Genomic DNA, 21,825 nt, shown 5'->3' with positions numbered 1-21,825 from the left:
GGAGGGCCGCAGGGTTCTGCCGTGGCGCGAGCGTCGCGCGCCGCCGGCGGTGCCTGCACGACGACCCGCCTGCGGCAGCGCTCGTGGCTGCGCCGCGATGGGGCGGTCGTGGAGGTGTCGGGCACCCGGGAGGCGGTCGCGGAGGCTCCGCGACCTCCGTCAGGTGCGGGAGACCGTCGGCTTCTCGGCGTCGGTGCCGGAAGCAGGGGTGGTGGTGTCGTCGGAGTCGGACTCGACGTCCTCGAATTCTACCGCAGCCGGGGCGGGCGTCCACTCGCGACCCGGCCGGTAGGCCGAGGGCTCGGCGCCCGGGTGCTCGCGCTTCTGGATCACCACGAGGACCAGGCCGATGACCACGGCGATGAGCGCGGCCCAGACGTTGGTGCGGATGCCCCAGAAGAACTCGCTCGGGTCGATCCGGATGGATTCGAACCAGACGCGGCCGATCCCGTACCAGATCAGGTAGGCGGCGAAGACGGTGCCCCACTGCAGCTTGAGACGGCGCTCGAGCAGGAGGATGACCGCGATGCCGACGACGTTCCAGAGGATCTCGTAGAGGAAGGTCGGGTGGAAGAGCGTGCCCGCCGGGAGGCCGACGGGGAAGGCCGGGTTGGTGGTCTCGATCTCGAGGCCCCAGGGCAGGGTCGTGGGCAGGCCGAAGAGCTCGTGGTTGAACCAGTTGCCCAGGCGCCCGAGCGCCTGAGCGGCGAGCATGCCGGGGGCGAGGGCGTCGGCGAAGGTCCAGAAGCGCACTCCTGTCCAGCGGCAGCCGATGAACGCGCCGACCGCGCCTCCGATGAGCCCGCCGAAGATGGCGTTGCCGCCGTTCCAGATGCGGACGACCTCCCACGGGTCGGCGCCGTCGTAGAAGTAGTCGCCGGGGTGGGTGAGCACGTGGTAGGCGCGGGCGCCGACGATGCCGAGCGGCACCGCCCAGATGATGATGTCGAGCACGACCCACGGCTCCGCGCCGCGGCGCTTGAGGCGCTGGTTCGTCATGATCGTCGCCACGATGATCCCCGCGAGGATGCAGAGCGCGTAGGTGTGGATCGCGAGCGTGAAGGTGCCGATCGTGAGGTCGTACTGACTCCACGCGTCGGGGGGGCTCGGAATGCTCAGCGGTACGGACACCGGTACTCGACCTTTCGAAGGAGGGGGTCCCCCGGGCACGGCTCGGCCGCGCCCCGGTGGGCATCCCGATTGTAGCGGGAGGGTGTCAGCGCGCGGAGCGCAGGCGGGTGCCCTCGGCGAGGCCGCGGGAGGTCTCGGCGACCGCGTCGACCCCGCCGGACGCCAGCGCCCGCACCAGGGCGGATCCGACGATGGCGCCGTCCGCGTAGGCGAGGATCTCGGCGACCTGCTCGCCGGTCGAGATGCCCAGGCCGACGCACGCGCTCTCGGAGCCGGCGGCGCGGAGGCGGTCGACCAGGGTGCGGGCCGCGGAGTCGACATCGGTGCGCGCGCCGGTGATGCCCATCGTCGAGACCGCGTAGACGAATCCACGGCTCGAGTCGACGGCCTGGCGCAGGCGCGTGTCCGTCGAGGACGGTGCCGCGAGGAACACGCGGTCGAGTCCGAGCCGCTCGGAGACGGCGAGCCACTCGGCGCCCTCGTCCGGGATCAGGTCGGGCGTGATGAGGCCGGACCCGCCGGCCTCGGCCAGATCGGTGGCGAAGCGCTCGACCCCGTACTGCAGGACGGGGTTGTAGTAGGTCATCACCAGGACCGGCACGTCGACGCGCGCCCGGATCTCGCGGACGGCCTCGAAGCCGTGGCGGAGGCGGAAGCCGCCCGCGATGGCGGCCTGGGTCGCCTCCTGGATGACGGGTCCGTCCATCACCGGATCGGAGTAGGGCAGACCGAGCTCGATCGCGTCGACGCCGTTCTCGGCCATGGCCACGGCGGCGTCGATGCTGGTCGGCAGGTCGGGGAAGCCGACGGGGAGGTAGCCGATCAGGGCGCCCGCCGCCTCCTCGTTCCGGCGCCGGACGGTCTCGGCGACGCTCGGTCCGCGGCCGCTCACGACTGCACCGCGCCCTGGTCCATGAGGCCGAAGTAGTGCGCAGCGGTCGTCATGTCCTTGTCGCCGCGGCCCGAGAGGTTGACCAGGATGGTGGCCTCGGGGCCGAGCTCGCGCCCGAGCTCCAGCGTGCCGGCCAGCGCGTGCGCGGACTCGATCGCCGGGATGATCCCCTCGGTGCGGCTGAGCAGCATGAGCGCGTCCATCGCGGCCGAGTCGGTGACCGCGCGGTAATCGGCGCGGCCGATGCTCGAGAGCCACGCGTGCTCCGGGCCGATGCCCGGGTAGTCGAGGCCGGCCGAGATCGAGTGCGACTCGACGGTCTGGCCGTCCTCGTCCTGGAGGAGGAAGCTGCGGGCGCCGTGCAGGACGCCGGGGCGGCCCTTGCTGATGGTCGCCGCGTGGCGGGGGGTCTCGATCCCGTCGCCGCCGGCCTCGAAGCCGACGAGGCGGACCTCGGGGTCATCGAGGAAGGCGTGGAAGATCCCCATCGCGTTGGAGCCGCCGCCGACGCAGGCGGTGACCGCGGTGGGCAGCGAGCCGGTGAGCTCGAGGACCTGCTCGCGCGCCTCCTCGCCGATGATCTTCTGGAAGTCCCGGACGAGGGCCGGGAACGGGTGCGGGCCGGCGACGGTGCCGAAGATGTAGTTCGTGGTGCCCACGTTCGTCACCCAGTCGCGCATCGCGTCGTTGATCGCGTCCTTGAGGGTGCGCGAGCCGGTCGTCACGGGGATCACCTCGGCGCCGAGCAGGCGCATGCGGGCGACGTTGAGGGCCTGGCGCTCGGTGTCGACCTCGCCCATGTAGACCACGCAGTCGAGGCCGAACAGGGCGGCGGCCGTGGCGGTCGCGACGCCGTGCTGGCCCGCTCCCGTCTCGGCGATGACGCGGGTCTTGCCGATCCGCTTGGTGAGCAGCGCCTGGCCCAGCACGTTGTTGATCTTGTGCGAGCCGGTGTGGTTGAGGTCCTCGCGCTTGAGGATGATCCGCGCACCGCCGGCGTGCTCGGCGAACCGCGGCACCTCGGTGATGATCGACGGACGACCGGTGTAGCTGCGGTGCAGCTCCATCAGTTCTGCCGCGAACGCGGGATCGACCTTCGTGCGCTCGTACTCGGCGCTCAGCTCGTCGAGGGCCTCGACGAGGGACTCGGGGACGTAGCGTCCGCCGAACTCGCCGAAGTAGGGGCCGAGTTCATCCCGGAGTGCCATGGGGGTACCGCCTATCGGTGTGGTCAGTGCGCCAGGAAGCCGGCGAGGGTGGAGACGGGGTCGCCGCCGGTGACGAGAGCCTCGCCCACGAGGACGACGTCGGCTCCGGAGCCGCGGTAGTGCGCGACGTCGTCGGCGGTGAGGACGGCCGACTCGGCCACCTTCACCGCATCGTCGGGGAAGCGCTCGGAGAGGCGGCCGAAGAGGTCGCGGTCGAGCTGGAAGGTGGAGAGGTCGCGGGCGTTCACGCCGATGAGCCGCGCGCCGAGGTCGGCGGCCCGCTCGAGCTCGTCGGCCGAGTGCGTCTCGACGAGCGGGGTCATCCCCAGCTCGAGCACGAGGGCGTGCAGCTCGGCGAGCAGGGGCTGCTCGAGCGCGGCGACGATGAGGAGGACCAGGTCGGCTCCGGCCGCGCGGGCCTCAAGGACCTGGTACGGCTCGGCGACGAAGTCCTTGCGCAGGACGGGGATCGACACGCGCTCGCGGACCGCCTCGAGGTCCGCGAGGGACCCCTTGAAGCGGCGCTCCTCGGTAAGGACGCTGATCGCGCTCGCTCCCCCGAGCTCGTACTGCCCGGCCAGCTCGGCGGGGACGGGGATGTCGGCGAGGGCTCCGCGCGACGGGCTGGCGCGCTTCACCTCGGCGATGATCCTGACGCGCTCGGCGGGGGCCAGAGCGGCCAGGGCGTCGAGGGCGGGCGCCTGGGCGAGCGCGCGGCGCTCGACGGCTTCGAGCGGGGCGCTCTCGCGGCGCCGGGCCGCGTCGGCCAGGGCGCCGGCGGTGAGGTCGGCGAGCACCTAGGCGCGCGCCTTCGGGTTCGCCTTCGCGCCGTTGACGCCGTAGCCCGCCTTGGCCATGCCCATGCCCACGAGCAGACCCACCACGACCAGGCCGGCCGAGAGCCAGACCACCAGGGGCACGTCGAACCAGAACGCGATCGTGCCGATCGTGAATCCGACCAGCATGATGACGACGGCCGTCCACGCTGCGGGCGAGTGGCCGTGGTTGTCGTCGTCGTGCTCGGTGCTCATGGGTCTCCTCCTGGGGGTGCATCGGGACCAGAGCAGTCTAGCGTGAGGCGCCTGAGCGCCCGGCCCCGGACTCGCCTGCGCAGCCGCCTGCAGGAGGCGGGGATGCCGGACCGCCGGACACGACCGCGGCCGGTGTCAGCGGCCCGAGGTGGGGTCGTCGCCGCGCGAGAGCTCGTCCCACGAGACGACCGGGTCGATGTCGCCGTCGTCCGTCTGCACGGTCGACGCGCCGTGGCCGTAGCCGTCGGCGGGCTCGAAGCGGGAGGCGCGCTTCCGCGCCGCTCCCGGCCAGCGGCCCGAGGTCACGAGGACGCCGATCCCGAGCAGCGCGGTGAGCACGCCGCAGACCAGGGCGACGACGGGCCAGGCCGTCGCGGAGGACGAGGCCACGAGCGCCGCGACGGACTGCTCCCCCGCGATGGCGGTCGCCTCGGTGACGAGCGAAGCGCCGGCGCGCACGGGGTCGCCCAGTGCCGTCGCGGCCGCGAGCACCACCGAGGCGCCGAGGACGGCCTGGAGCACACCGAGCACGATCCGGAAGACGGGGCCGGCGATGGCGAGGGCCGCGGCGAGGGCGAGGCCCGCGAGCGCCAGGGCGGAGAGCGCGGGCGCGGCGACGGTCCCGGCCACGTCGATCCGCTGGCCCTCCCCCTCGATCGCGGCCAGGGTCAGCGTGGACCAGGTCTGGGTGGAGGAGGTCAGCTCGAGCGCGGCGAGCAGCACGACCCCGAGGATCGCCGTGTACTTCAGCCGCCGTCCGCTCATGCTCACTCCGCCGGACCGAGGCCGGTGAACGGCACGAGGGGGTCGACGTCGAAGCAGGCGTGCTCGCCCGTGTGGCAGGCTGCGCCGATCTGCTCGACCTGGACCAGCAGGGTGTCGGCGTCGCAGTCGAGGGCGGCACCCCGCACGTACTGCGCGTGCCCGGACGTGTCGCCCTTGCGCCAGTACTCCTGGCGCGAGCGCGACCAGAAGGTGACGCGGCCCTCGGTGAGGGTCCGCCGGAGCGCCTCGCGGTCCATCCAGCCCATCATGAGCACCTCGCGGGTGTCGTGCTGCTGGATGATCGCGGGCAGGAGCCCGGTCGGATCGAAGGCGGCGCGGTCCAGGACGGCGTCGAGCTCGGCGGGGGTCATCGGATCTCGATCCCGGAGGCGGCGAGCGCGCGCTTGACGTCGCCGATCGTCAGCTCGCGGTTGTGGAAGACGGAGGCGGCGAGCACGGCGTCGGCTCCCGCGTCGACGGCCGGAGCGAAGTGCTCGACGGCGCCGGCGCCTCCGGAGGCGATGACCGGCACGGAGCTCAGCTCGCGCATCGCGGCGATCAGCTCGAGGTCGAAGCCCTGCTTGGTGCCGTCGGCGTCGATGGAGTTGACCAGCAGCTCCCCGGCGCCGCGCTCGACGGCCTCGGCCGCCCAGGCCAGGGCGTCGAGCTCGGTCTCGCGGCGTCCGCCGTGAGTGGTGACGACGAAGCCGGACGCCGTGGCGTCGCTCCGCTTGACGTCGAGCGAGAGCACGAGCACCTGCGCGCCGAAGACGTCGGCGATCTCGCCGAGGAGCTCGGGCCGGGCGATCGCGGCGGAGTTGACGCCCACCTTGTCGGCGCCGTGCGCGAGCAGTCGCGAGACGTCCTCGGCGCTGCGCACGCCTCCGCCGACCGTGAGCGGGATGAAGACCTGCTCGGCGGTCGCCCGCACCACGTCGTAGGTGGTCGAGCGGTCGTCGACCGTGGCGGTGACGTCGAGGAAGGTCAGCTCGTCGGCGCCCTGCTCGAAGTAGAGGCGGGCGAGCTCGACGGGGTCGCCCGCATCGCGCAGGTTCTGGAAGTTGACGCCCTTCACGACGCGGCCGGCGGCGACGTCGAGGCAGGGGATGACGCGGACGGCGAGACTCATCGGCTCCCCCTCTACAGGCGCGCGGCGTGGATGGAGGTGACCAGGATCGCGCGGGCGCCCAGGTCGTACAGGCGGTCCATCACCTGGTTCATGTCCGAGCGCGGCACCATCACGCGGACGGCCACCCACTCGGCGTCGTGCAGCGGCGAGACCGTCGGCGACTCGAAGCCCGGGGCGATCGCCGTGGCGCTCTCCAGGAGCGCGACGGGGCAGTCGTAGTCGAGCAGCACGTACTCGCGGGCGACCAGCACGCCCTGCAGGCGGCGCAGCAGCACCGGGATGCCCTCGGGCTCCCCCGCGGCGGAGACCAGGACGGCGGTCGAGTCCAGGATGACCGGGCCGAAGATCTCGAGGCCGGCCTTGCGGAGCGTGGTGCCGGTCTCGACGACATCGGCGATGACGTCGGCGACGCCGAGCTGGATCGCGGACTCGACCGCGCCGTCGAGGCGGATCAGCGTCACCTCGACGCCGTGCTCCCGGAGGAAGCGGCCCACGAGGCCCGGGTAGCTGGTCGCCACGCGGAGGCCGTCGATCTGCGCGAGCTCGTCGTAGCGGCCTGCGGGCCCGGCGAAGCGGAAGGTGGAGTTGGCGAAGCCGAGGCTCGCGATCTCGCGCGCCTCGGAGCCGGAGTCGATCAGGAGGTCGCGGCCGGTGACCCCGACGTCGAGAGCGCCGGAGCCGACGTAGGTGGCGATGTCGCGCGGGCGCAGGTAGAAGAACTCCACCCCGTTGCGCTCGTCGACGACGTGCAGCTCCTTCGGGTCGCGGCGGCCGGTGTAGCCGGCCTCCGCGAGCATCTGACCGGCGGTCTCCGAGAGGGAGCCCTTGTTGGGGACGGCGACGCGCAGGAGCGCCGGGGCGGGGGTGGTGGTCACGGGACGTCCTTCATGACTCGACGGCTGTTCAGGGGGCGGCACGGCTCCTCGGGGAGCGTGCGGGCGCGACGGCGCGGAGCGGAGGCGCACCCCGGCGAGCGGGGCGGGGCTCACAGATGCCGGTAGACGTCGGCCGTCGTCAGTCCCTTGGCGAGCATGAGCACCTGCAGGTGGTAGAGCAGCTGCGAGATCTCCTCGGCGGTGCGCTCGTCGCCCTCGTACTCGGCGGCCATCCACACCTCGGCTGCCTCCTCGACGATCTTCTTGCCGATGAAGTGCACGCCGGCGTCGAGCTCGCGGACGGTGCCCGAACCCTCGGGACGGGCGGCGGCCTTCTCGCCCAGCTCAGCGAAGAGGTCGTCGAAAGTTTTCACCGGGGAAGTCTATACGGCGGCCGGGCGCGGGACGCCTCAGTGCCGGTGCAGGTGAGCGGTCGCCGTCTCGCGCAGCGACGCGATCGCGGCCTCCGGGTCGTCCGCGCCGAAGACCGCGGAGCCCGCGACGAAGGTGTCGGCTCCCGCCTCCGCTGCGATCTCGATCGTGCCGGGTGCGATCCCGCCGTCGACCTGGAGCCAGACGTCGAGCCCGGTGCGGTCCACCACGTTCCGGAGTGTGCGCAGCTTGGGCATCGTCTCCTGCATGAAGGACTGGCCCCCGAAGCCGGGCTCGACCGTCATCACGAGGACCTGGTCGAACTCGGGCAGGAGGTCGAGGTAGTCGTCCACCATCGTGCCCGGCTTGAGCGCGATCCCCGCCCGCGAGCCGATCCCGCGCAGGCGCCGCGCCAGGGCCACGGCGTCGCGCGCGGCCTCGGCGTGGAAGGTCACGGAGAAGGCGCCGGTCTCGGCGTAGTCGGGGGCCCACCGGTCGGGGTCGTCGATCATCAGGTGCAGGTCGAGCGGGCGGGGCGAGACGTCCTGGAGGCGCTGGACCATGTTCAGCCCGAAGGTGAGGTTCGGCACGAAGTGGTTGTCCATCACGTCGACGTGCACGAGGTCGGCTCCGGCGATGCGCTGCAGCTCGGCCTCGAAGTTCACGAAGTCGGCGGAGAGGATGCTGGGGTTGATCCGTGCGGGCATGCGTCCAGCCTAGATCGGAGCGTCCTCGGCGTCCGCCCGGCTGAGCACGCTCCCGCTCCGGAGGGGTCAGGCGTCTCCGGACGCCGCCTCGAGGGGCCGGCGGCGGCGGAGGAGCTGGACGAACATGGCGTCGGTGCCGTGCCGGTGCGGCCAGAGCTGCACGTGGAGGGGGCCGTCCGGCAGCGGGAGCGGGTCCGCCGTCACCGCGCGCAGCACGGCCGGCGTGTCGACGAGCTCGAGCTCGTGCCGCTCCTGCGCGAGGGCGAGCACGCGCCGGGTCTCGCCGAGGTGCGGCGAGCAGGTCACGTAGGCCAGCAGCCCGTCGGGAGCGAGAGCCCGGACCGCGGAGTCGAGCAGCTCGCCCTGGAGGGCGGCCAGCGGCTCCACGTCGGCCGCGGACTTGCGCCAGCGCGCCTCGGGCCGACGCCGCAGCGCACCGAGACCGGTGCACGGCGCGTCGAGGAGGATGCGGTCGAACGAGCCCGGCTGCTCGTCGCCCAGGTCGCGCCCGTCGCCGGTGCGCACCTCGACCGACGGGTCGACGGCGGCCAGCGCCTGCCGCACCAGGCCCGCGCGGCCCGGGACCACCTCGTTGGCGAGCAGCGCCGCCCCGCCTGCGCGCGCCTCCGCCGCGAGCAGCGCCGCCTTGCCGCCGGGTCCCGCGCACAGGTCGAGCCAGCGCTCGCCCGGGCGGACCGGCCGTGCCCGGGAGAGCGCCAGAGCGGCGAGCTGGGAGCCCTCGTCCTGCACGCGCACGCGGCCCTCGTGCACCGCGGGGACTGCCTCCGGGTCGCCGCCGGTGCTGGTCATGCCGACCGGCGAGAAGCGGTCGGATTCGGCGCCGGCGATCTCGCCGGGAGACGCCAGGCCCGGCAGAGCCACCAGGTTCACCCGCGGAGCCGCGTTGTCGGCGGCGAGCAGCGCGTCGAGCTCGTCGGCCGCCCCCTCCGCCGCCAGCGCCCGTCGCAGGGCGCGCACGATCCACACGGGGTGGGAGCTCAGCGCGGCGATCCGGTCGTCGCCGGAGACCGCGGCCGCGGAGACCCGCTCGCGCCACTCGCCGGCGCCCGAGCGCGAGACCGCGCGCAGCACGGCGTTGGCGAAGGCCACCGCTCCCCGCGAGGAGCCGGCCGCGACGAGCGCGACGCTCTCGTTCACCGCGGCGTGCGGGGCCACGCGGGTCGCGAGCAGCTGGTGCACGCCCAGGCGCAGCGCGTCGAGCACCGGCGCATCGATGGTCTCGACGGACCGGCCGGCCGCGAGGGCGATCACGCGGTCGTAGTAGCCGGACATCCGCAGAGTGCCGTAGCAGAGCTCGGTGGCCAGTCCCGCGTCGGCGGGCGAGAGGCCGGCGGCGCTGATCCGCGCGGGCAGGACCAGGTTGGCGTAGGCGTCCGACCCGCTCACCGCGAGCAGGACGTCGTAGGCGACCCGCCGGGCGGGAGCGGCCTCGCGACGGGCGCTCAAGCGAGCACCGTGCTCTCGCGCAGGCCGCGGGCCCAGGCGGCGCCGGCCATCGGGGTCCTGCCGGCGGGCTGGACGGTGACCAGCTCGACCGCTCCGTCCGCGGTGCCGACGAGGGCGCGCCCCGAGTCGAGGCGGACGACGCCGGGAGCGAGGTCCCCCTCGGCCGCGCGGACCGCGAGCACCTTGAGGCGCGCGTCCCCCACCGCGGTCGAGGCTCCGGGCTCGGGAGTCGTTCCGCGCACGAGCGCGAGTACCCGCGCGGTCGGGAGGCTCCAGTCGATCCGGCCGTCGGCGGCGTCGAGCTTGGGAGCGGGGGTCGCCTCTCCGGTCTGCGGAGTCGCGACGGCCGTGCCCTCCTCCAGCGCGTCGACCACGCCGAGGGTGAGGCCGGCGCCGCTCGCGGCCAGCTCCGTCAGCAGCTCGCCCGCGGTGCGCTCCCCCGCGTCGACGGCGAGCTCGGCGTACACGTCACCGGCGTCGAGCTCGGCGACCAGCTGGAAGACGCTCGCGCCGATCCGCGTGTCGCCCGCCATCAGCGCCCGCTGGACGGGAGCCGCCCCGCGCCAGCGCGGCAGCAGGGAGAAGTGCAGGTTGATCCAGCCCAGGCGCGGCACCGCCAGCAGGCGCTGCCGGACGAGGCCGCCGTAGGCCACGATCACGCCGAGGTCGGGGGCGAGCTCCGCGATCCGGTCGGTCACGTCCTCGACGAGGCGGTTCGCCCGGATTACCGGGATCCCCAGCTCCTCGGCCACGACGGCGACCGGCGAGGGGGTGAGCACGCGCTTGCGTCCCACCGGGGCGTCCTCCCGGGTGACCACGGCCACGACCTCGTGCGCGGAGGCGGCGAGGTCGCGGAGGGTCGGAACGGCGGCGGCGGGCGTGCCGGCGAAGACGAGGCGCACGGGGGTCTCCTGGGGAGTCAGAGGATGTCGGGGTCGTCGAGACGGACCCGGAGCCGGGGGGCCGGCCGGAAGCGGCCGGGCGTGGTCGGCGGGCGACGACGGCGCGTGGCGTTGCGGATCACGGCGGAGCGGAGGCGCGCGGCCACATCCGCACCGCGAGCGTAGTCGAACCGGACGATCGCCCGGACGGAGCCGTCCTCGAGCCCGACAGGACCGAGGACCTCGTGCCGGTCGTCCTCGTCGAGCGCGTCGAGCGCCTCCTCCACCGCGTGCGCGTCGCCGCTCACCGTGGCCAGGCGCACCGCGGGCGGGAAGCGCAGAGCGCGCCGCTCCTGGAGCTCGGCCCGGAGGTACTCGGCCTGCCGCCAGGTCGCCAGGGCGGTCGCGAGCCGGCCGCCGACCCCGACCAGGAGGACCGGCGCGCCCGGGCGGGCCAGCGCCGCGGCGTTCGACCATGTGCGGAGCGCGTCGTCGGCGACCCGCAGGCTCTCGCGGGCCAGCATCCGCTCGCCGTCCAGCAGCAGGACGGCGTGGTAGCCGCCGTCGGCCCGCGGCTCCGCCCCGCGCGTGGCCACGACGAGCGCGGGCTCGTCGGGGAGGGTGAGCACGGGGCGCTGCCCGTCGGCGACGATCACCTTGGCACCCGGGAAGGCGCGTCCGAGCTCCTCCGCGGTGCGGCCCGCGCCGAGGGAGACGAGGCGCAGAGCCGTCGCCTCGCAGACGGAGCAGGTCCAGTCGGCCGCGATCAGGCCGCACCAGCCGCAGCTCGGCCGCCCGCCCTCGGAGTGCACGCCGAGCGGACCCTGGCAGCGGTTGCAGCGTGCGACGGTCCGGCAGCGGGCGCAGGCGACCACCGGCGCGTAGCCGGGGCGCGCGACCTGGACGAGCACGGGACCGGAGTCGAGGGCCTTCCGCGCCTCCCGCCAGGCGGAGGAGGGGATGCGCGCTGCCGCGTCGTGCTCGTCGGCCGCCCACTGCTGGGCGGTCGGCACGACGTGCGGGCGGCGGCTCGGCCGCGGCTCCACCTCGGTCGCGAAGCCGATCTCGACGAGCCGCTCGACCTCGACCGTGCGCGTGTTGCCGAGCAGGACGAGGCCGGCGCCGCTCTGCTCCTGCCGCACCAGGGCGACGTCGCGGGCGTGCGCGTAGGGCGCGAGCGGCTCGGCGAAGAGCGGATCGCCGTCGTCCCAGAGCGCGATCAGGCCGAGGGCGGAGGAGGGCGCGTAGAGGACGGAGCGGTTGCCGACGACGACCCGCGGCCCGGGATCGAGGCAGCGGACGAAGGCGGAGTAGCGCTCGGCGCCCTTCTGCCGCGCATCGAGGCGCACCACCGCCTCCGCGGGGACGAGGGCGGCGAGGGCCAGCTCCAGCTGCTCCTGGTCGCGGTAGTCGGGGACGGCCAGGATCGCGTCGCGGCCCGCGGCGAGCGTGTCCCGGGCGAGCTCGGCGAGCGTGACGGCCCAGCCGCCGACCCACGCGCCCGAGTCGAGCCTCACCGGAGCGGGCACGGCGCCGACCGCCAGCCGGGCCCCCTCGGCGAGTCCCGCGAAGGAGGCGTCGGGGTAGCCCGTCACGCCGCCCGCCCCGACCGCGGGCGCCGCAGGAGCGGGACCCGCGGCGAGTCGCGCCTTCTCGACGCGGACGTGGCGGCGCGGCACGGCCAGGCGCAGCACGTCGCTCGCGCCTCCGGAGGCGCGGTCGGCCACCCGGCGGGCGAGGGCCCAGACCTCCGGGGTCAGCACGACGAGCGGCGAGACCAGCTCCTCGATGCCGCTGAGCGCTCCGGCGTGCTCGGTCCCCTCCCCCGTCTCGACGACGAACGCGTCGGCGATCCGGCCTCCGGTCCGCAACGGCACCCGCACGCGCACGCCGGGGACCACCTCGCCCCGCAGCGCCTCCGGCACCGCGTAGTCCAGGAGCCGGTCGAGCTGCGGGAGGGGCGAGTCCAGGAGCACGCGCGCGACGGCTCCGCTCGTCGCCATCGCCGCCGCGCCCGCTACGAGAGGCCCGCGGCGGAGCGCAGGTCGTCGACCCGGTCGAGGCGCTCCCAGGTGAAGTCGGGCAGCTCCCGGCCGAAGTGGCCGTAGGCCGCGGTCTGCGCGTAGATCGGGCGGAGCAGGTCGAGTGCGTGGATGATCGCGGCCGGGCGCAGGTCGAAGACCGAGCGGATCGCCTCGGTGATCGTCTCGTCGGAGACGGTGCCGGTGCCGAAGGTCTCGACGTAGAGGCCGACCGGGGCCGCCTTGCCGATGGCGTAGGCGACCTGCACCTCCAGCCGCGAGGCGAGCCCCGCGGCGACCGCGTTCTTGGCGACCCACCGCATGGCGTAGGCGGCCGAGCGGTCCACCTTCGACGGGTCCTTGCCCGAGAACGCGCCGCCGCCGTGGCGGGACGCTCCGCCGTAGGTGTCGACGATGATCTTGCGGCCGGTGAGCCCGGCGTCGCCCTGAGGGCCGCCGATCTCGAAGCGGCCCGTCGGGTTGATCAGCAGGCGCACGGCGGAGGAGTCGAGGTCGACCGTCTCGAGGACGGGGCGGATGACGTGCGCCGCGATGTCCGCGTGGATCGTCTCGGTGCTGACGTGCTCGGCGTGCTGGGTGGACAGGACGACGGTGTCGATGGTGGACGGCGTCGTGCCGTCGTAGCCGATGGTGACCTGGGTCTTGCCGTCGGGTCGGAGGTAGTCGAGCTCGCCCGACTTGCGGACGGCGGCCAGGCGCTCGGCGAGGCGGTGCGAGAGCCAGCTCGGCAGCGGCATGTACTCGGGGGTCTCGTCGGTCGCGAAGCCGAACATCAGGCCCTGGTCGCCCGCGCCCTGGCGGTCGAAGGCGTCCTCGCCCGCCTCGGAGGAGCGGACCTCGAGCGCCGTGTCGACGCCCGCCGCGATCTCGGGCGACTGCTGGCCGATCGAGACCGAGACGCCGCAGGAGCGGCCGTCGAAGCCCTTCTCCGAGGAGTCGTAGCCGATCTCGACGATCGTGTCGCGCACGATCTTGGGGATCTCGACGTAGCCGCTCGTGGAGACCTCGCCCGCGACATGCACGAGCCCCGTCGTGACCAGCGTCTCGACGGCGACCCGGCTGTGCGGGTCCTCGCGGAGCAGGGCGTCGAGGATGCGGTCCGAGATCTGGTCGCAGATCTTGTCCGGGTGGCCCTCGGTGACGGACTCGGAGGTGAACAGGCGGAGGGGACCGGAGGTCATGCTTCTCTTCTCGTCCCGGCTCGTGCGGACCGGGGTCGTTCGTACCGGGAGTGGCCTGGCGGGCGCGATGCCGGGCGGCAGGCGATCGGCGCCTGGGCGGGCGGACCGGCGGGGCTAGCGCACGACCGCGTCGAGGACGCGATCGGCCACCTCCGCCTTGCTGCCCGAGGCCTCGCCAACTATATCGCCGGCCCGATCGAGGACCACGACGGCGTTGCTGTCGCTCTGGAAACCCTCGGCCCAGCCCACCCTGTTGAGGACGAGCAGGTCGCAGCCCTTCCGGGCGATCTTGGCGCGGCCGAGGGCGAGCATCGCGTCCCGGTCCGGCTCGGTCTCCGCGGCGAAGCCGACGACGATCTGCCCCTCCCGCCGGGAGGCGGAGATCTCGGCGAGGACGTCCGGGTTCTTGACGAGCTCGAGGACGAGACGGTCGCCCTGCTGCTCCTTCTTGATCTTCGCGTCGGCGACCGCGGCGGGCCGGTAGTCGGCGACGGCCGCGGCCATGATCACGACGTCCGCGCCGGGGGCCGCGGCGAGGGCGGCCTCGCGCAGCTCGAGCGCGGTGCCCACCGGGAGGACCGTGACGCCCTCCGGCGCCGGCACGTCGAGGTTCGCGGCGAGGAGGGTGACCTCCGCGCCCCGGGCCGCAGCGGCCAGCGCGAGCGCGACGCCCTGCCTGCCGCTGGAGCGGTTGCCGACGAAGCGCACCGGGTCGAGGGGCTCGCGGGTGCCGCCGGCGGTCACGAGGACGCGCACGCCCGCGAGGTCGCGGCGGGCGGAGGCGGAGCGGGCGTGGACGGCGAGGGCCTCCGCCACGATCGTCTCGGGCTCCTCCATGCGGCCGGGGCCCGAGTCGGCGCCGGTGAGGCGGCCGACCGCGGGGCCGACGACGTGCACGCCGCGGGAGCGGAGCACCGCCGTGTTCGCGACGGTGGCGGCGTTCGCCCACATCTCGGTGTGCATCGCGGGGGCGACCACGAGCGGGGCGGTGCTCGCGAGCACCGTGTTGCCGAGCAGGTCGTCGGCGAGGCCGGCAGCGAGTTTGGCGAGCGTGTGCGCCGTCGCGGGCGCGATCACGATGAGGTCGGCGGCCTGGCCGATGGCCACGTGCCGGACCTCGGCGACGCCCTCGTAGAGCTCGGTGTGCACCGGGTTCCGCGAGATGGCCTCGAGGGTGGGCTTCCCGACGAAGCGCAGCGCGGCCTCGGTCGCGACGACGTGCACGTCGTGCTCCGCGAGGACCAGCGCGCGGACGACTCCGACGGCCTTGTACGCGGCGATGCCGCCGGTGATGCCGACGACGACGTTGAGCCGTCGGCCGGCCTCGAGAGAGGAGCCCACCCGGAGGGGACTACTCGGCGAGGGGCTTGGCGACGAGCTTGTCCTCGTTGATCTCGTGCAGTGCGACCGAGAGGGGCTTGTCGTCGATGGTGGAGTCGACCAGCGGGCCGACGTTGTCGAACAGGCTGCCCTCGTGGAGGTCGGCGTAGTAGTCGTTGATCTGGCGGGCGCGCTTGGAGGCGAAGATCACCAGCGCGTACTTGGAGTCGACCTTCGAGAGGAGCTCGTCGATGGGCGGGTCGATGATGCCGAGGTTGTTGGCCATGGGTGTCTCCTTGCAGGCGCATCAGCGCCGATCTGCGGCTCCGGAGCAACACAGGCGCGCGGGCTCCGAGGGGCGTGTGCCCGGTGGGACCCGGGGCGTCGGCCCGGAGGTGGTCGGTGGCCCGGTCTCAGCGGCCCGGGTCAGCGGGCGCGCCGTCGGCACGAGGCGACATCAATTCTACGACCTCGCGGGCCGCTTCGGGCACGGTGCTGTTGACGACGGCGAAATCGAACTCGTCCTGCGCGGCCAGCTCCACCTTCGCGGTGGCCAGGCGGCGCTCCTGCTCCTCCGCGCTCTCGGTGCCGCGGCCGACCAGCCGGCGGACCAGCTCGTCCCAGCTCGGCGGCAGGAGGAAGACCAGCCGCGCGTCCGGCATCCGCTCGCGCACCTGGCGGGCACCCTGGATGTCGATCTCGAGCATCACCTGCCGGCCCTGCTCCAGCGCGGCGTCGATGGGGCCGCGGGGCGTGCCGTAGCGGTGAGCGTTGTGGACGACGGCGTACTCGAGGAACTCCCCCGCCGCGACCATCCGGTCGAACTCGGCGTCGTCGACGAAGTAGTAGCTGACGCCGTCCACCTCGCCCGGACGCGGGGCCCGGGTGGTGGCCGAGACCGAGAGCAGGACGTCCGGGTAGTTCTCGCGGATGTAGGTCGACACGGTGCCCTTGCCGACCGCGGTCGGACCGGCGAGGACGAGCAGGCGGTTGCGGCCGGGGCGGCGCTGCCGGGACTCCCGCTCCTCGAGGAACGACGCCAGGCCCTCGACCTGGCGCCGGCCGAGCCCGCCGAGGCGCTTCGACTCGGCGATCCGCAGCTGGTCCATCACCCGGGGCGTCTTCACCACGCCGAGCGCCGGCACCGCGCGGAGCAGCTCGCTGACGCGCATCCGCCCCTCGACTCCGAGCGGCTCGGCCTGGGCCGCCGCGAGCACGGCGGTCGCGGGGCGGCGTCCGGCGGCGACGGCCTTCTTGACGGCGGCGCGGGCACGGCGCGCCGCGATCGCGGCCTCGGAGGCGGCGCGCCGGTCGACCTCGGGCGGCGAGGGACGGCGCACGGCCTCCGGGCGCGAGGAGGCGCCGGGATCGGGGCTGACGGTTTCAGCGGACAAGGGTCTCCTGGATGTCGGTCGCGCGGCGGGTGATCTCGGCCGCGATCCCCGAGGGGCCGGCGCCGAGCACGCTGCGCGACTCGCTGACGATGGTGGCGGCGCTCAGCGCGCCGAACAGCCGCTGCGCGTCCGCGACGGCTGCGCCCTGGTGGCCGAAGCCGGGCGCGAGCACCGGAAGTGCGGGGTGCAGCGGCTCGTCGATGCCGATGCCGAAGTCGCCCAGGGCGACAGTGGCGCCGAGCACCACGCCGACCGAGCCGATCGACGCGCGAGCGTGAGCGTCGTTCCAGGATGCCACGTCCGCCACGACCGCGCGCGCCACGGTGGATCCCGCCCGGCCGCCGTCCTGCACGAGGGCGCGCTGCACGGGGCGGGCCTCGGGGTTGGAGGTGGCTGCGAGGACGAACACGCCCTTGCCCGCCTCCTCGGCGAGGGTCAGCATCCCCTCGAGGGAGCCGAGCCCCTGGTAGGCCGCCGCGGTCATGGCGTCCGCCTCGAGCGGCGAGCCGGGCCGGAGCCACGCCTCGGCGTAGGCGGTGACGCTCGTGCCGATGTCGCCGCGCTTGACGTCGGCGATCACCAGCAGTCCGGCCTCGCGGGCGTCGGCGAGCACGCGCTCGAGCGCGGCGTAGCCCGCCGAGCCGTGCCGCTCGAAGAACGCGATCTGCGGCTTCACCACGCCCGCACGGCCGGCCGCCGCCTCGACGACCGTTCGGCCGAAGCTCTCGAGCCCGGCCGCGTCGTCGGCGAGGCCCCACGCGTCGAGCAGGTACGCGTGCGGGTCGATCCCGACGCAGAGCCGGCCGTGCGCGGCGAACGCCGCCTCGAGGCGCGAGCCGAAGGAGGCGGTGCCCGCCGCGCCGCCGCTCACGCGGTGCGCTCCGCGCGGCGCAGGGCGTAGTCCTGCAGGCTCGTCACCTCGAAGGGCTCGTTCGCCGCGTCGAGCGAGGCGACCGCCGCCGCGAGCTGGGCGATCGTGGTGAACAGCGGCTTGTCCGCGGCGACCGCGGCGGCGCGGATCTCGTAGCCGTCGGCGCGGGTCGCTCCTCCGCTGGGCGTGTTGATCACCACGTCGACCTCGTCGCGGGCGATCAGCTCGACGATGGAGGGCGCGTCGCCCTCGGCGGTCTCGCTGTACTTGCGGACCACGCGGGCGTGGATCCCGTTGCGGTTCAGCACCTCGGCCGTGCCCTCGGTCGCGAGGATGTCGAAGCCGAGCTGACGCAGGCGCAGCGCGGGCAGGACGATCGAGCGCTTGTCGCGGTCGGCGACCGAGATGAAGACGGTCCCGCTCGCCGGCATGCCGCCGTACGCGGCGTCCTGGCTCTTCGCGAAGGCGCGCGGGAAGTCGCGGTCGATCCCCATGACCTCGCCAGTGGAGCGCATCTCGGGCCCGAGCAGCGAGTCGACGATCTGGCCCTCCTTGGTGCGGAAGCGCTTGAACGGCAGGACCGCCTCCTTCACCGCGATGGGAGAGTCCATCGGGACGTCGGAGCCGTCGCGCTCGGGCAGCAGGCCCTCGGCCTTCAGCGCGGCGATGGTCTCGCCCACCATCAGGCGCGACGCGGCCTTCGCGAGCGGGATGCCCAGCGCCTTCGACACGAACGGCACGGTGCGCGAGGCCCGGGGGTTCGCCTCGAGCACGTAGAGCACGCCCTGGCCGATCGCGAACTGGACGTTCAGCAGTCCTCGGACGCCGACGCCCTGCGCGATCGCGAGGGTCGCCTCCCGCACCTGGTCGATCTGGCGGCGGCCGAGCGTCACCGGCGGGAGCGTGCACGCCGAGTCGCCGGAGTGGATGCCGGCCTCCTCGATGTGCTCCATCACTCCTCCGATGTAGAGCTGCTCGCCGTCGAAGAGCGCGTCGACGTCGATCTCGATCGCGTCGTCGAGGAAGCGGTCCACCAGCAGCGGGTGCGCCTCGTCGATGATCCCCTCGCCGGCCATCCGCTCGAAGTAGTCCTCGAGCTGGGGCGTGCCGTAGACGATCTCCATGCCGCGCCCGCCGAGGACGAACGACGGACGGACGAGGACCGGGTAGCCGATCTCCACCGCGACCTCGCGGGCGCCGTCGAGGTCGGTCGCGGTGCCGTTGCGCGGAGCGAGAAGCCCCGCCTCGTCGAGGATCCGCGAGAACGCGCCGCGCTCCTCCGCGAGGTCGATGTTCGCGGGGGTGGTGCCGAGGATGGGCACGCCGGCCGCCTCGAGGCCCGCGGCGAGCCCGAGCGCCGTCTGGCCGCCCAGCTGCACGACGACGCCGACGAGCTCGCCGGACTGCGACTCCGCGTGGATGACCTCGAGCACGTCCTCGAGAGTCAGCGGCTCGAAGTAGAGGCGGTCCGAGGTGTCGTAGTCGGTCGAGACCGTCTCGGGGTTGCAGTTGATCATGATCGTCTCGAAGCCCGCGTCCGAGAGCGCGAACGAGGCGTGCACGCAGGAGTAGTCGAACTCGACCCCCTGGCCGATGCGGTTGGGGCCGGAGCCCAGGATGACGACCTTGCGGCGGTCGGCGGCGACGACCTCCGTCTCCTCGTCGTACGAGGAGTAGTGGTACGGCGTGAGCGCCGGGAACTCGCCCGCGCAGGTGTCGACGGTCTTGTAGACCGGGCGCACGTCCAGCGCGTAGCGGGTGCGGCGGACCTCCGCCTCGTCGAGCCCGCGGAGCTCGGCGATCTGCGCGTCCGAGAAGCCGTGGTCCTTCGCCAGGCGGAGGAGTCCGGCGTCGAGGCCGTCGTGCTCGCGCACCAGGTCGGCGATCTCGTTGATCAGCACGATCTGGTCGAGGAACCAGGGGTCGATCTTCGTGGACTCGAACGCCTGCTCGACCGTGGCTCCCAGGCGCAGCGCCTGCTGCACGGTGACGATGCGGCCGTCGGTCGGGGTCCTCGCGATCTCGAGGAGCTCCTCGACCGAGCGCTCCTGCGCACCCCAGTGGAACGACGAGCCGCGCTTCTCGAGCGAGCGGAGCGCCTTCTGCAGCGCCTGCGCGTAGTTGCGGCCGATCGCCATCGCCTCGCCCACCGACTTCATGGTCGTGGTCAGCGTCTTGTCGGCGGCCGGGAACTTCTCGAACGCGAACCGCGGGACCTTCACGACCACGTAGTCCAACGTCGGCTCGAAGCTCGCCGGCGTCACCTTGGTGATGTCGTTCGGGATCTCGTCCAGGCGGTAGCCGATGGCGAGCTTCGCGGCGATCTTGGCGATCGGGAAGCCGGTCGCCTTGGAGGCGAGGGCGGAGGAGCGGGAGACGCGCGGGTTCATCTCGATCACGATGATCCGGCCGTCCGCCGGGTCGATCGCGAACTGGATGTTGCAGCCGCCGGTGTCCACGCCCACGTCGCGGATGATCCGGATGCCGATGTCGCGCAGCTTCTGGTACTCGCGGTCGGTGAGGGTCAGCGCCGGTGCGACGGTGATCGAGTCGCCCGTGTGCACGCCGACGGGGTCGACGTTCTCGATCGAGCAGACGACCACCGTGTTGTCGGCCGTGTCGCGCATGAGCTCGAGCTCGTACTCCTTCCAGCCGAGGATCGACTCCTCCAGGAGCACCTCGGTGGTGGGGCTCTGGTGCAGGCCGTCGCCGACCATCCGCACCAGCTCCTCGCGGGTGTAGGCGAAGCCGGAGCCCAGGCCGCCCATGGTGAACGACGGGCGGATGACGAGGGGATAGCCCAGGTCCTCGGCGTACTCGATCGCCTCGTCGACGGTGTGCGCGATGTAGGACTTCGCGACGTCGGCGCCCGCGTCCAGCACCAGCTGCTTGAAGATCTGCCGGTCCTCGCCGCGGTTGATCGCCTCGAAGCTCGCGCCGATGAGCTCGACGCCGTACTTCTCGAGGATCCCGAGGTCGTGCAGCTGGATGGCCGCGTTCAGGGCCGTCTGCCCGCCGAGGGTCGGCAGGATCGCGTCCGGCTTCTCCTTGGCGATGATCGCCTCGATCGCCTTGGGCGTGATCGGCTCCACGTAGGTGGCGTCGGCGAAGTCGGGATCGGTCATGATCGTCGCCGGGTTGGAGTTGACGAGGATCACGCGCACCCCCTCGGCGCGCAGCACGCGGCAGGCCTGGGTGCCGGAGTAGTCGAACTCGACGGCCTGTCCGATGACGATCGGGCCGGAGCCGATGACCAGGACGCTCTGGATGTCTTCCCTGCGCGGCATTACTTCTGCTCTCCGATGCTGCTGGTCGTGGGGATGTCGGTGGGCTCCGAGGCCCCGCGCCCGGCCGTGCGCTGCACGACCATCTCGCGGAAGCGGTCGAAGAGGTGGTTGGAGTCGTGCGGGCCGGCCGCCGCCTCCGGGTGGTACTGCACCGAGAAGGCGGGGATGTCGAGGCAGCGCAGGCCCTCCACGACCGAGTCGTTGAGGGAGTAGTGGCTGACCTCGACGCGGCCGAAGCCCTCGGGCGAGTCCAGCTCGCCCTCGATCGGCGCGTCCACGGCGAACCCGTGGTTCTGCGAGGTGATCTCCACGCGGCCGGTGAGCTTGTCGAGCACGGGCTGGTTGATCCCGCGGTGGCCGAACGGGAGCTTGTAGGTGCCGAAGCCGAGAGCGCGCCCCAGCAGCTGGTTGCCGAAGCAGATGCCGAAGAACGGCAGGTCGGCGCGCAGGGTGGTGCGCAGCAGCTCGACGTGGCGGTCCGAGGCCTCGGGGTCGCCGGGGCCGTTGGAGAAGAAGAGCGCGGACGGGTCGAGCGCGAGCACCTGCTCGGCGGTCACCGACTCGGGCAGCACGTGCACGTCGAAGCCGCGCTCCGCGAGGTAGTTGACCGTCGAGGTCTTCACCCCCAGGTCGATGACCGCGACCGAGCCGACGCGCTCGCCGCGGGCGGGCACCGTGTACTGCTCGTCGGTCGAGACCGAGGAGGAGAGGTTGAGCCCCTGCATCTGCCGGCCGCCGAGGACCAGCGCGAGCTGCTCCTCCTCGGGGAGGGCGAGGTCCTCGCCGGAGAACACGCCGGCGCGCATCGAGCCGGCCGAGCGGATGTGGCGGGTGATCGCCCGGGTGTCGACGCCGGAGATCCCGACGATGCCGTCGGTCTCCAGGTCGTCGCCGAGGGAGCGCTGCGCGCGGAAGTTGGAGACGACGCGGGAGGGGTCGCGGACGACGTAGCCGGCGACCCAGATGCGGCGCGACTCCATGTCCTCGTCGTTGGTCCCGGTGTTGCCGATGTGGGGCGCGGTCTGCACGACGATCTGGCCGGCGTAGCTCGGGTCGGTCAGCGTCTCCTGGTAGCCGGTCATGCCGGTGGCGAAGACGATCTCGCCCAGGGTGCGGCCTCGGGCGCCGTAGGCCTGTCCCCGGAATCGTCGTCCGTCCTCGAGGACGAGGACGGCGGTGGGTTCGGTGCTGAGGCGTGTCGTTGGCACGGACTAGGAGCCCTTCTGGGTCGTGTCGGGGCCGCCGTCCTCGTCCTCGAGGACGGACGACGAT

Annotated in this window: 21 protein-coding genes; all 21 read right to left on the bottom strand. The window is 73.4% G+C overall.

The annotated features are described in order from the left end of the window. Positions 1-159 precede the first annotated feature (159 nt). Positions 160-1,131 carry a prolipoprotein diacylglyceryl transferase gene (gene lgt / locus C5C35_RS11575; protein ID WP_258059820.1) on the bottom strand — a complete coding sequence of 324 codons (972 nt, stop codon included), beginning with the start codon at positions 1,129-1,131 and terminating at the stop codon, positions 160-162. An 85-nt stretch (positions 1,132-1,216) separates the two neighbouring features. Continuing rightward, positions 1,217-2,023 carry a tryptophan synthase subunit alpha gene (gene trpA / locus C5C35_RS11570; RefSeq protein ID WP_104232657.1) on the bottom strand — a complete coding sequence of 269 codons (807 nt, stop codon included), beginning with the start codon at positions 2,021-2,023 and terminating at the stop codon, positions 1,217-1,219. Further along, positions 2,020-3,231 carry a tryptophan synthase subunit beta gene (trpB, locus tag C5C35_RS11565; protein WP_104225310.1) on the bottom strand — a complete coding sequence of 404 codons (1,212 nt, stop codon included), beginning with the start codon at positions 3,229-3,231 and terminating at the stop codon, positions 2,020-2,022. Before trpB ends, trpA begins: the two co-directional genes overlap by 4 nt. A 23-nt stretch (positions 3,232-3,254) precedes the next feature. Then, a complete protein-coding gene (gene trpC / locus C5C35_RS11560; RefSeq protein WP_104221862.1) occupies positions 3,255-4,028 on the bottom strand; it encodes an indole-3-glycerol phosphate synthase TrpC in 774 nt (257 codons plus the stop codon). Then, a complete protein-coding gene (locus tag C5C35_RS11555) occupies positions 4,029-4,262 on the bottom strand; it encodes a DUF6704 family protein (protein ID WP_104221860.1) in 234 nt (77 codons plus the stop codon). Between the two features lie 135 nt (positions 4,263-4,397). After that, on the bottom strand, positions 4,398-5,027 hold the full coding sequence (locus C5C35_RS11550; RefSeq protein ID WP_104260723.1) for a Trp biosynthesis-associated membrane protein: 630 nt from the start codon (positions 5,025-5,027) through the stop codon (positions 4,398-4,400). A gap of 2 nt (positions 5,028-5,029) precedes the next feature. Then, on the bottom strand, positions 5,030-5,398 hold the full coding sequence (hisI, locus tag C5C35_RS11545; protein ID WP_104221855.1) for a phosphoribosyl-AMP cyclohydrolase: 369 nt from the start codon (positions 5,396-5,398) through the stop codon (positions 5,030-5,032). Continuing rightward, positions 5,395-6,156 (bottom strand): imidazole glycerol phosphate synthase subunit HisF, encoded by a 762-nt coding sequence (gene hisF, locus C5C35_RS11540; RefSeq protein ID WP_104221853.1) that lies wholly within the window; start codon positions 6,154-6,156, stop codon positions 5,395-5,397. The genes hisI and hisF overlap by 4 nt, the downstream gene beginning before the upstream one ends. Positions 6,157-6,167: 11 nt before the next feature. Then, positions 6,168-7,031, bottom strand: coding sequence for an ATP phosphoribosyltransferase (gene hisG / locus C5C35_RS11535; protein WP_104221851.1), 864 nt, complete (start codon positions 7,029-7,031; stop codon positions 6,168-6,170). Between the two features lie 110 nt (positions 7,032-7,141). Continuing rightward, positions 7,142-7,405, bottom strand: a complete 264-nt coding sequence (locus C5C35_RS11530) for a phosphoribosyl-ATP diphosphatase (protein WP_055791842.1) — start codon at positions 7,403-7,405, stop codon at positions 7,142-7,144. 36 nt (positions 7,406-7,441) lie between these two features. Beyond that, a complete protein-coding gene (gene rpe, locus C5C35_RS11525; RefSeq protein WP_104263167.1) occupies positions 7,442-8,110 on the bottom strand; it encodes a ribulose-phosphate 3-epimerase in 669 nt (222 codons plus the stop codon). 66 nt (positions 8,111-8,176) lie between these two features. After that, on the bottom strand, positions 8,177-9,577 hold the full coding sequence (locus C5C35_RS11520) for an RsmB/NOP family class I SAM-dependent RNA methyltransferase (RefSeq protein WP_258066379.1): 1,401 nt from the start codon (positions 9,575-9,577) through the stop codon (positions 8,177-8,179). Then, the gene (locus tag C5C35_RS11515; RefSeq protein WP_181134113.1) at positions 9,574-10,479 is read right to left on the bottom strand and encodes a methionyl-tRNA formyltransferase; all 906 of its coding nucleotides are present in this window, start codon (positions 10,477-10,479) and stop codon (positions 9,574-9,576) included. The genes C5C35_RS11520 and C5C35_RS11515 overlap by 4 nt, the downstream gene beginning before the upstream one ends. A 17-nt stretch (positions 10,480-10,496) precedes the next feature. Continuing rightward, positions 10,497-12,461 (bottom strand): hypothetical protein, encoded by a 1,965-nt coding sequence (locus C5C35_RS11510; protein WP_104263164.1) that lies wholly within the window; start codon positions 12,459-12,461, stop codon positions 10,497-10,499. Positions 12,462-12,475: 14 nt separating this feature from the next. Continuing rightward, positions 12,476-13,681, bottom strand: a complete 1,206-nt coding sequence (gene metK / locus C5C35_RS11505; protein WP_104221839.1) for a methionine adenosyltransferase — start codon at positions 13,679-13,681, stop codon at positions 12,476-12,478. Between the two features lie 114 nt (positions 13,682-13,795). After that, positions 13,796-15,022 (bottom strand): bifunctional phosphopantothenoylcysteine decarboxylase/phosphopantothenate--cysteine ligase CoaBC, encoded by a 1,227-nt coding sequence (coaBC, locus tag C5C35_RS11500; RefSeq protein WP_104237507.1) that lies wholly within the window; start codon positions 15,020-15,022, stop codon positions 13,796-13,798. Positions 15,023-15,032: 10 nt separating this feature from the next. Beyond that, the gene (gene rpoZ, locus C5C35_RS11495; RefSeq protein ID WP_104221835.1) at positions 15,033-15,287 is read right to left on the bottom strand and encodes a DNA-directed RNA polymerase subunit omega; all 255 of its coding nucleotides are present in this window, start codon (positions 15,285-15,287) and stop codon (positions 15,033-15,035) included. 127 nt (positions 15,288-15,414) lie between these two features. Beyond that, entirely contained in the window at positions 15,415-16,341 is a 927-nt protein-coding gene (gene gmk, locus C5C35_RS11490; RefSeq protein WP_104354723.1) for a guanylate kinase, read from the bottom strand. Between the two features lie 43 nt (positions 16,342-16,384). Further along, positions 16,385-17,266: an orotidine-5'-phosphate decarboxylase gene (gene pyrF / locus C5C35_RS11485; RefSeq protein ID WP_104246781.1), complete on the bottom strand. Its 882-nt coding sequence runs from the start codon at positions 17,264-17,266 to the stop codon at positions 16,385-16,387. Continuing rightward, the gene (gene carB, locus C5C35_RS11480) at positions 17,263-20,553 is read right to left on the bottom strand and encodes a carbamoyl-phosphate synthase large subunit (protein ID WP_104263163.1); all 3,291 of its coding nucleotides are present in this window, start codon (positions 20,551-20,553) and stop codon (positions 17,263-17,265) included. The genes pyrF and carB overlap by 4 nt, the downstream gene beginning before the upstream one ends. Beyond that, positions 20,553-21,761 carry a glutamine-hydrolyzing carbamoyl-phosphate synthase small subunit gene (gene carA / locus C5C35_RS11475; protein ID WP_104225321.1) on the bottom strand — a complete coding sequence of 403 codons (1,209 nt, stop codon included), beginning with the start codon at positions 21,759-21,761 and terminating at the stop codon, positions 20,553-20,555. The genes carB and carA overlap by 1 nt, the downstream gene beginning before the upstream one ends. Positions 21,762-21,825 lie beyond the last annotated feature (64 nt).

This window comes from Rathayibacter sp. AY1F8 (genome assembly GCF_002932165.1).
In the GTDB taxonomy this organism is placed as follows: Bacteria; Actinomycetota; Actinomycetes; order Actinomycetales; family Microbacteriaceae; genus Rathayibacter.
Note: the sequence above shows the minus strand (reverse complement) of the source record. Positions and strands in the feature narration are given on the sequence as shown.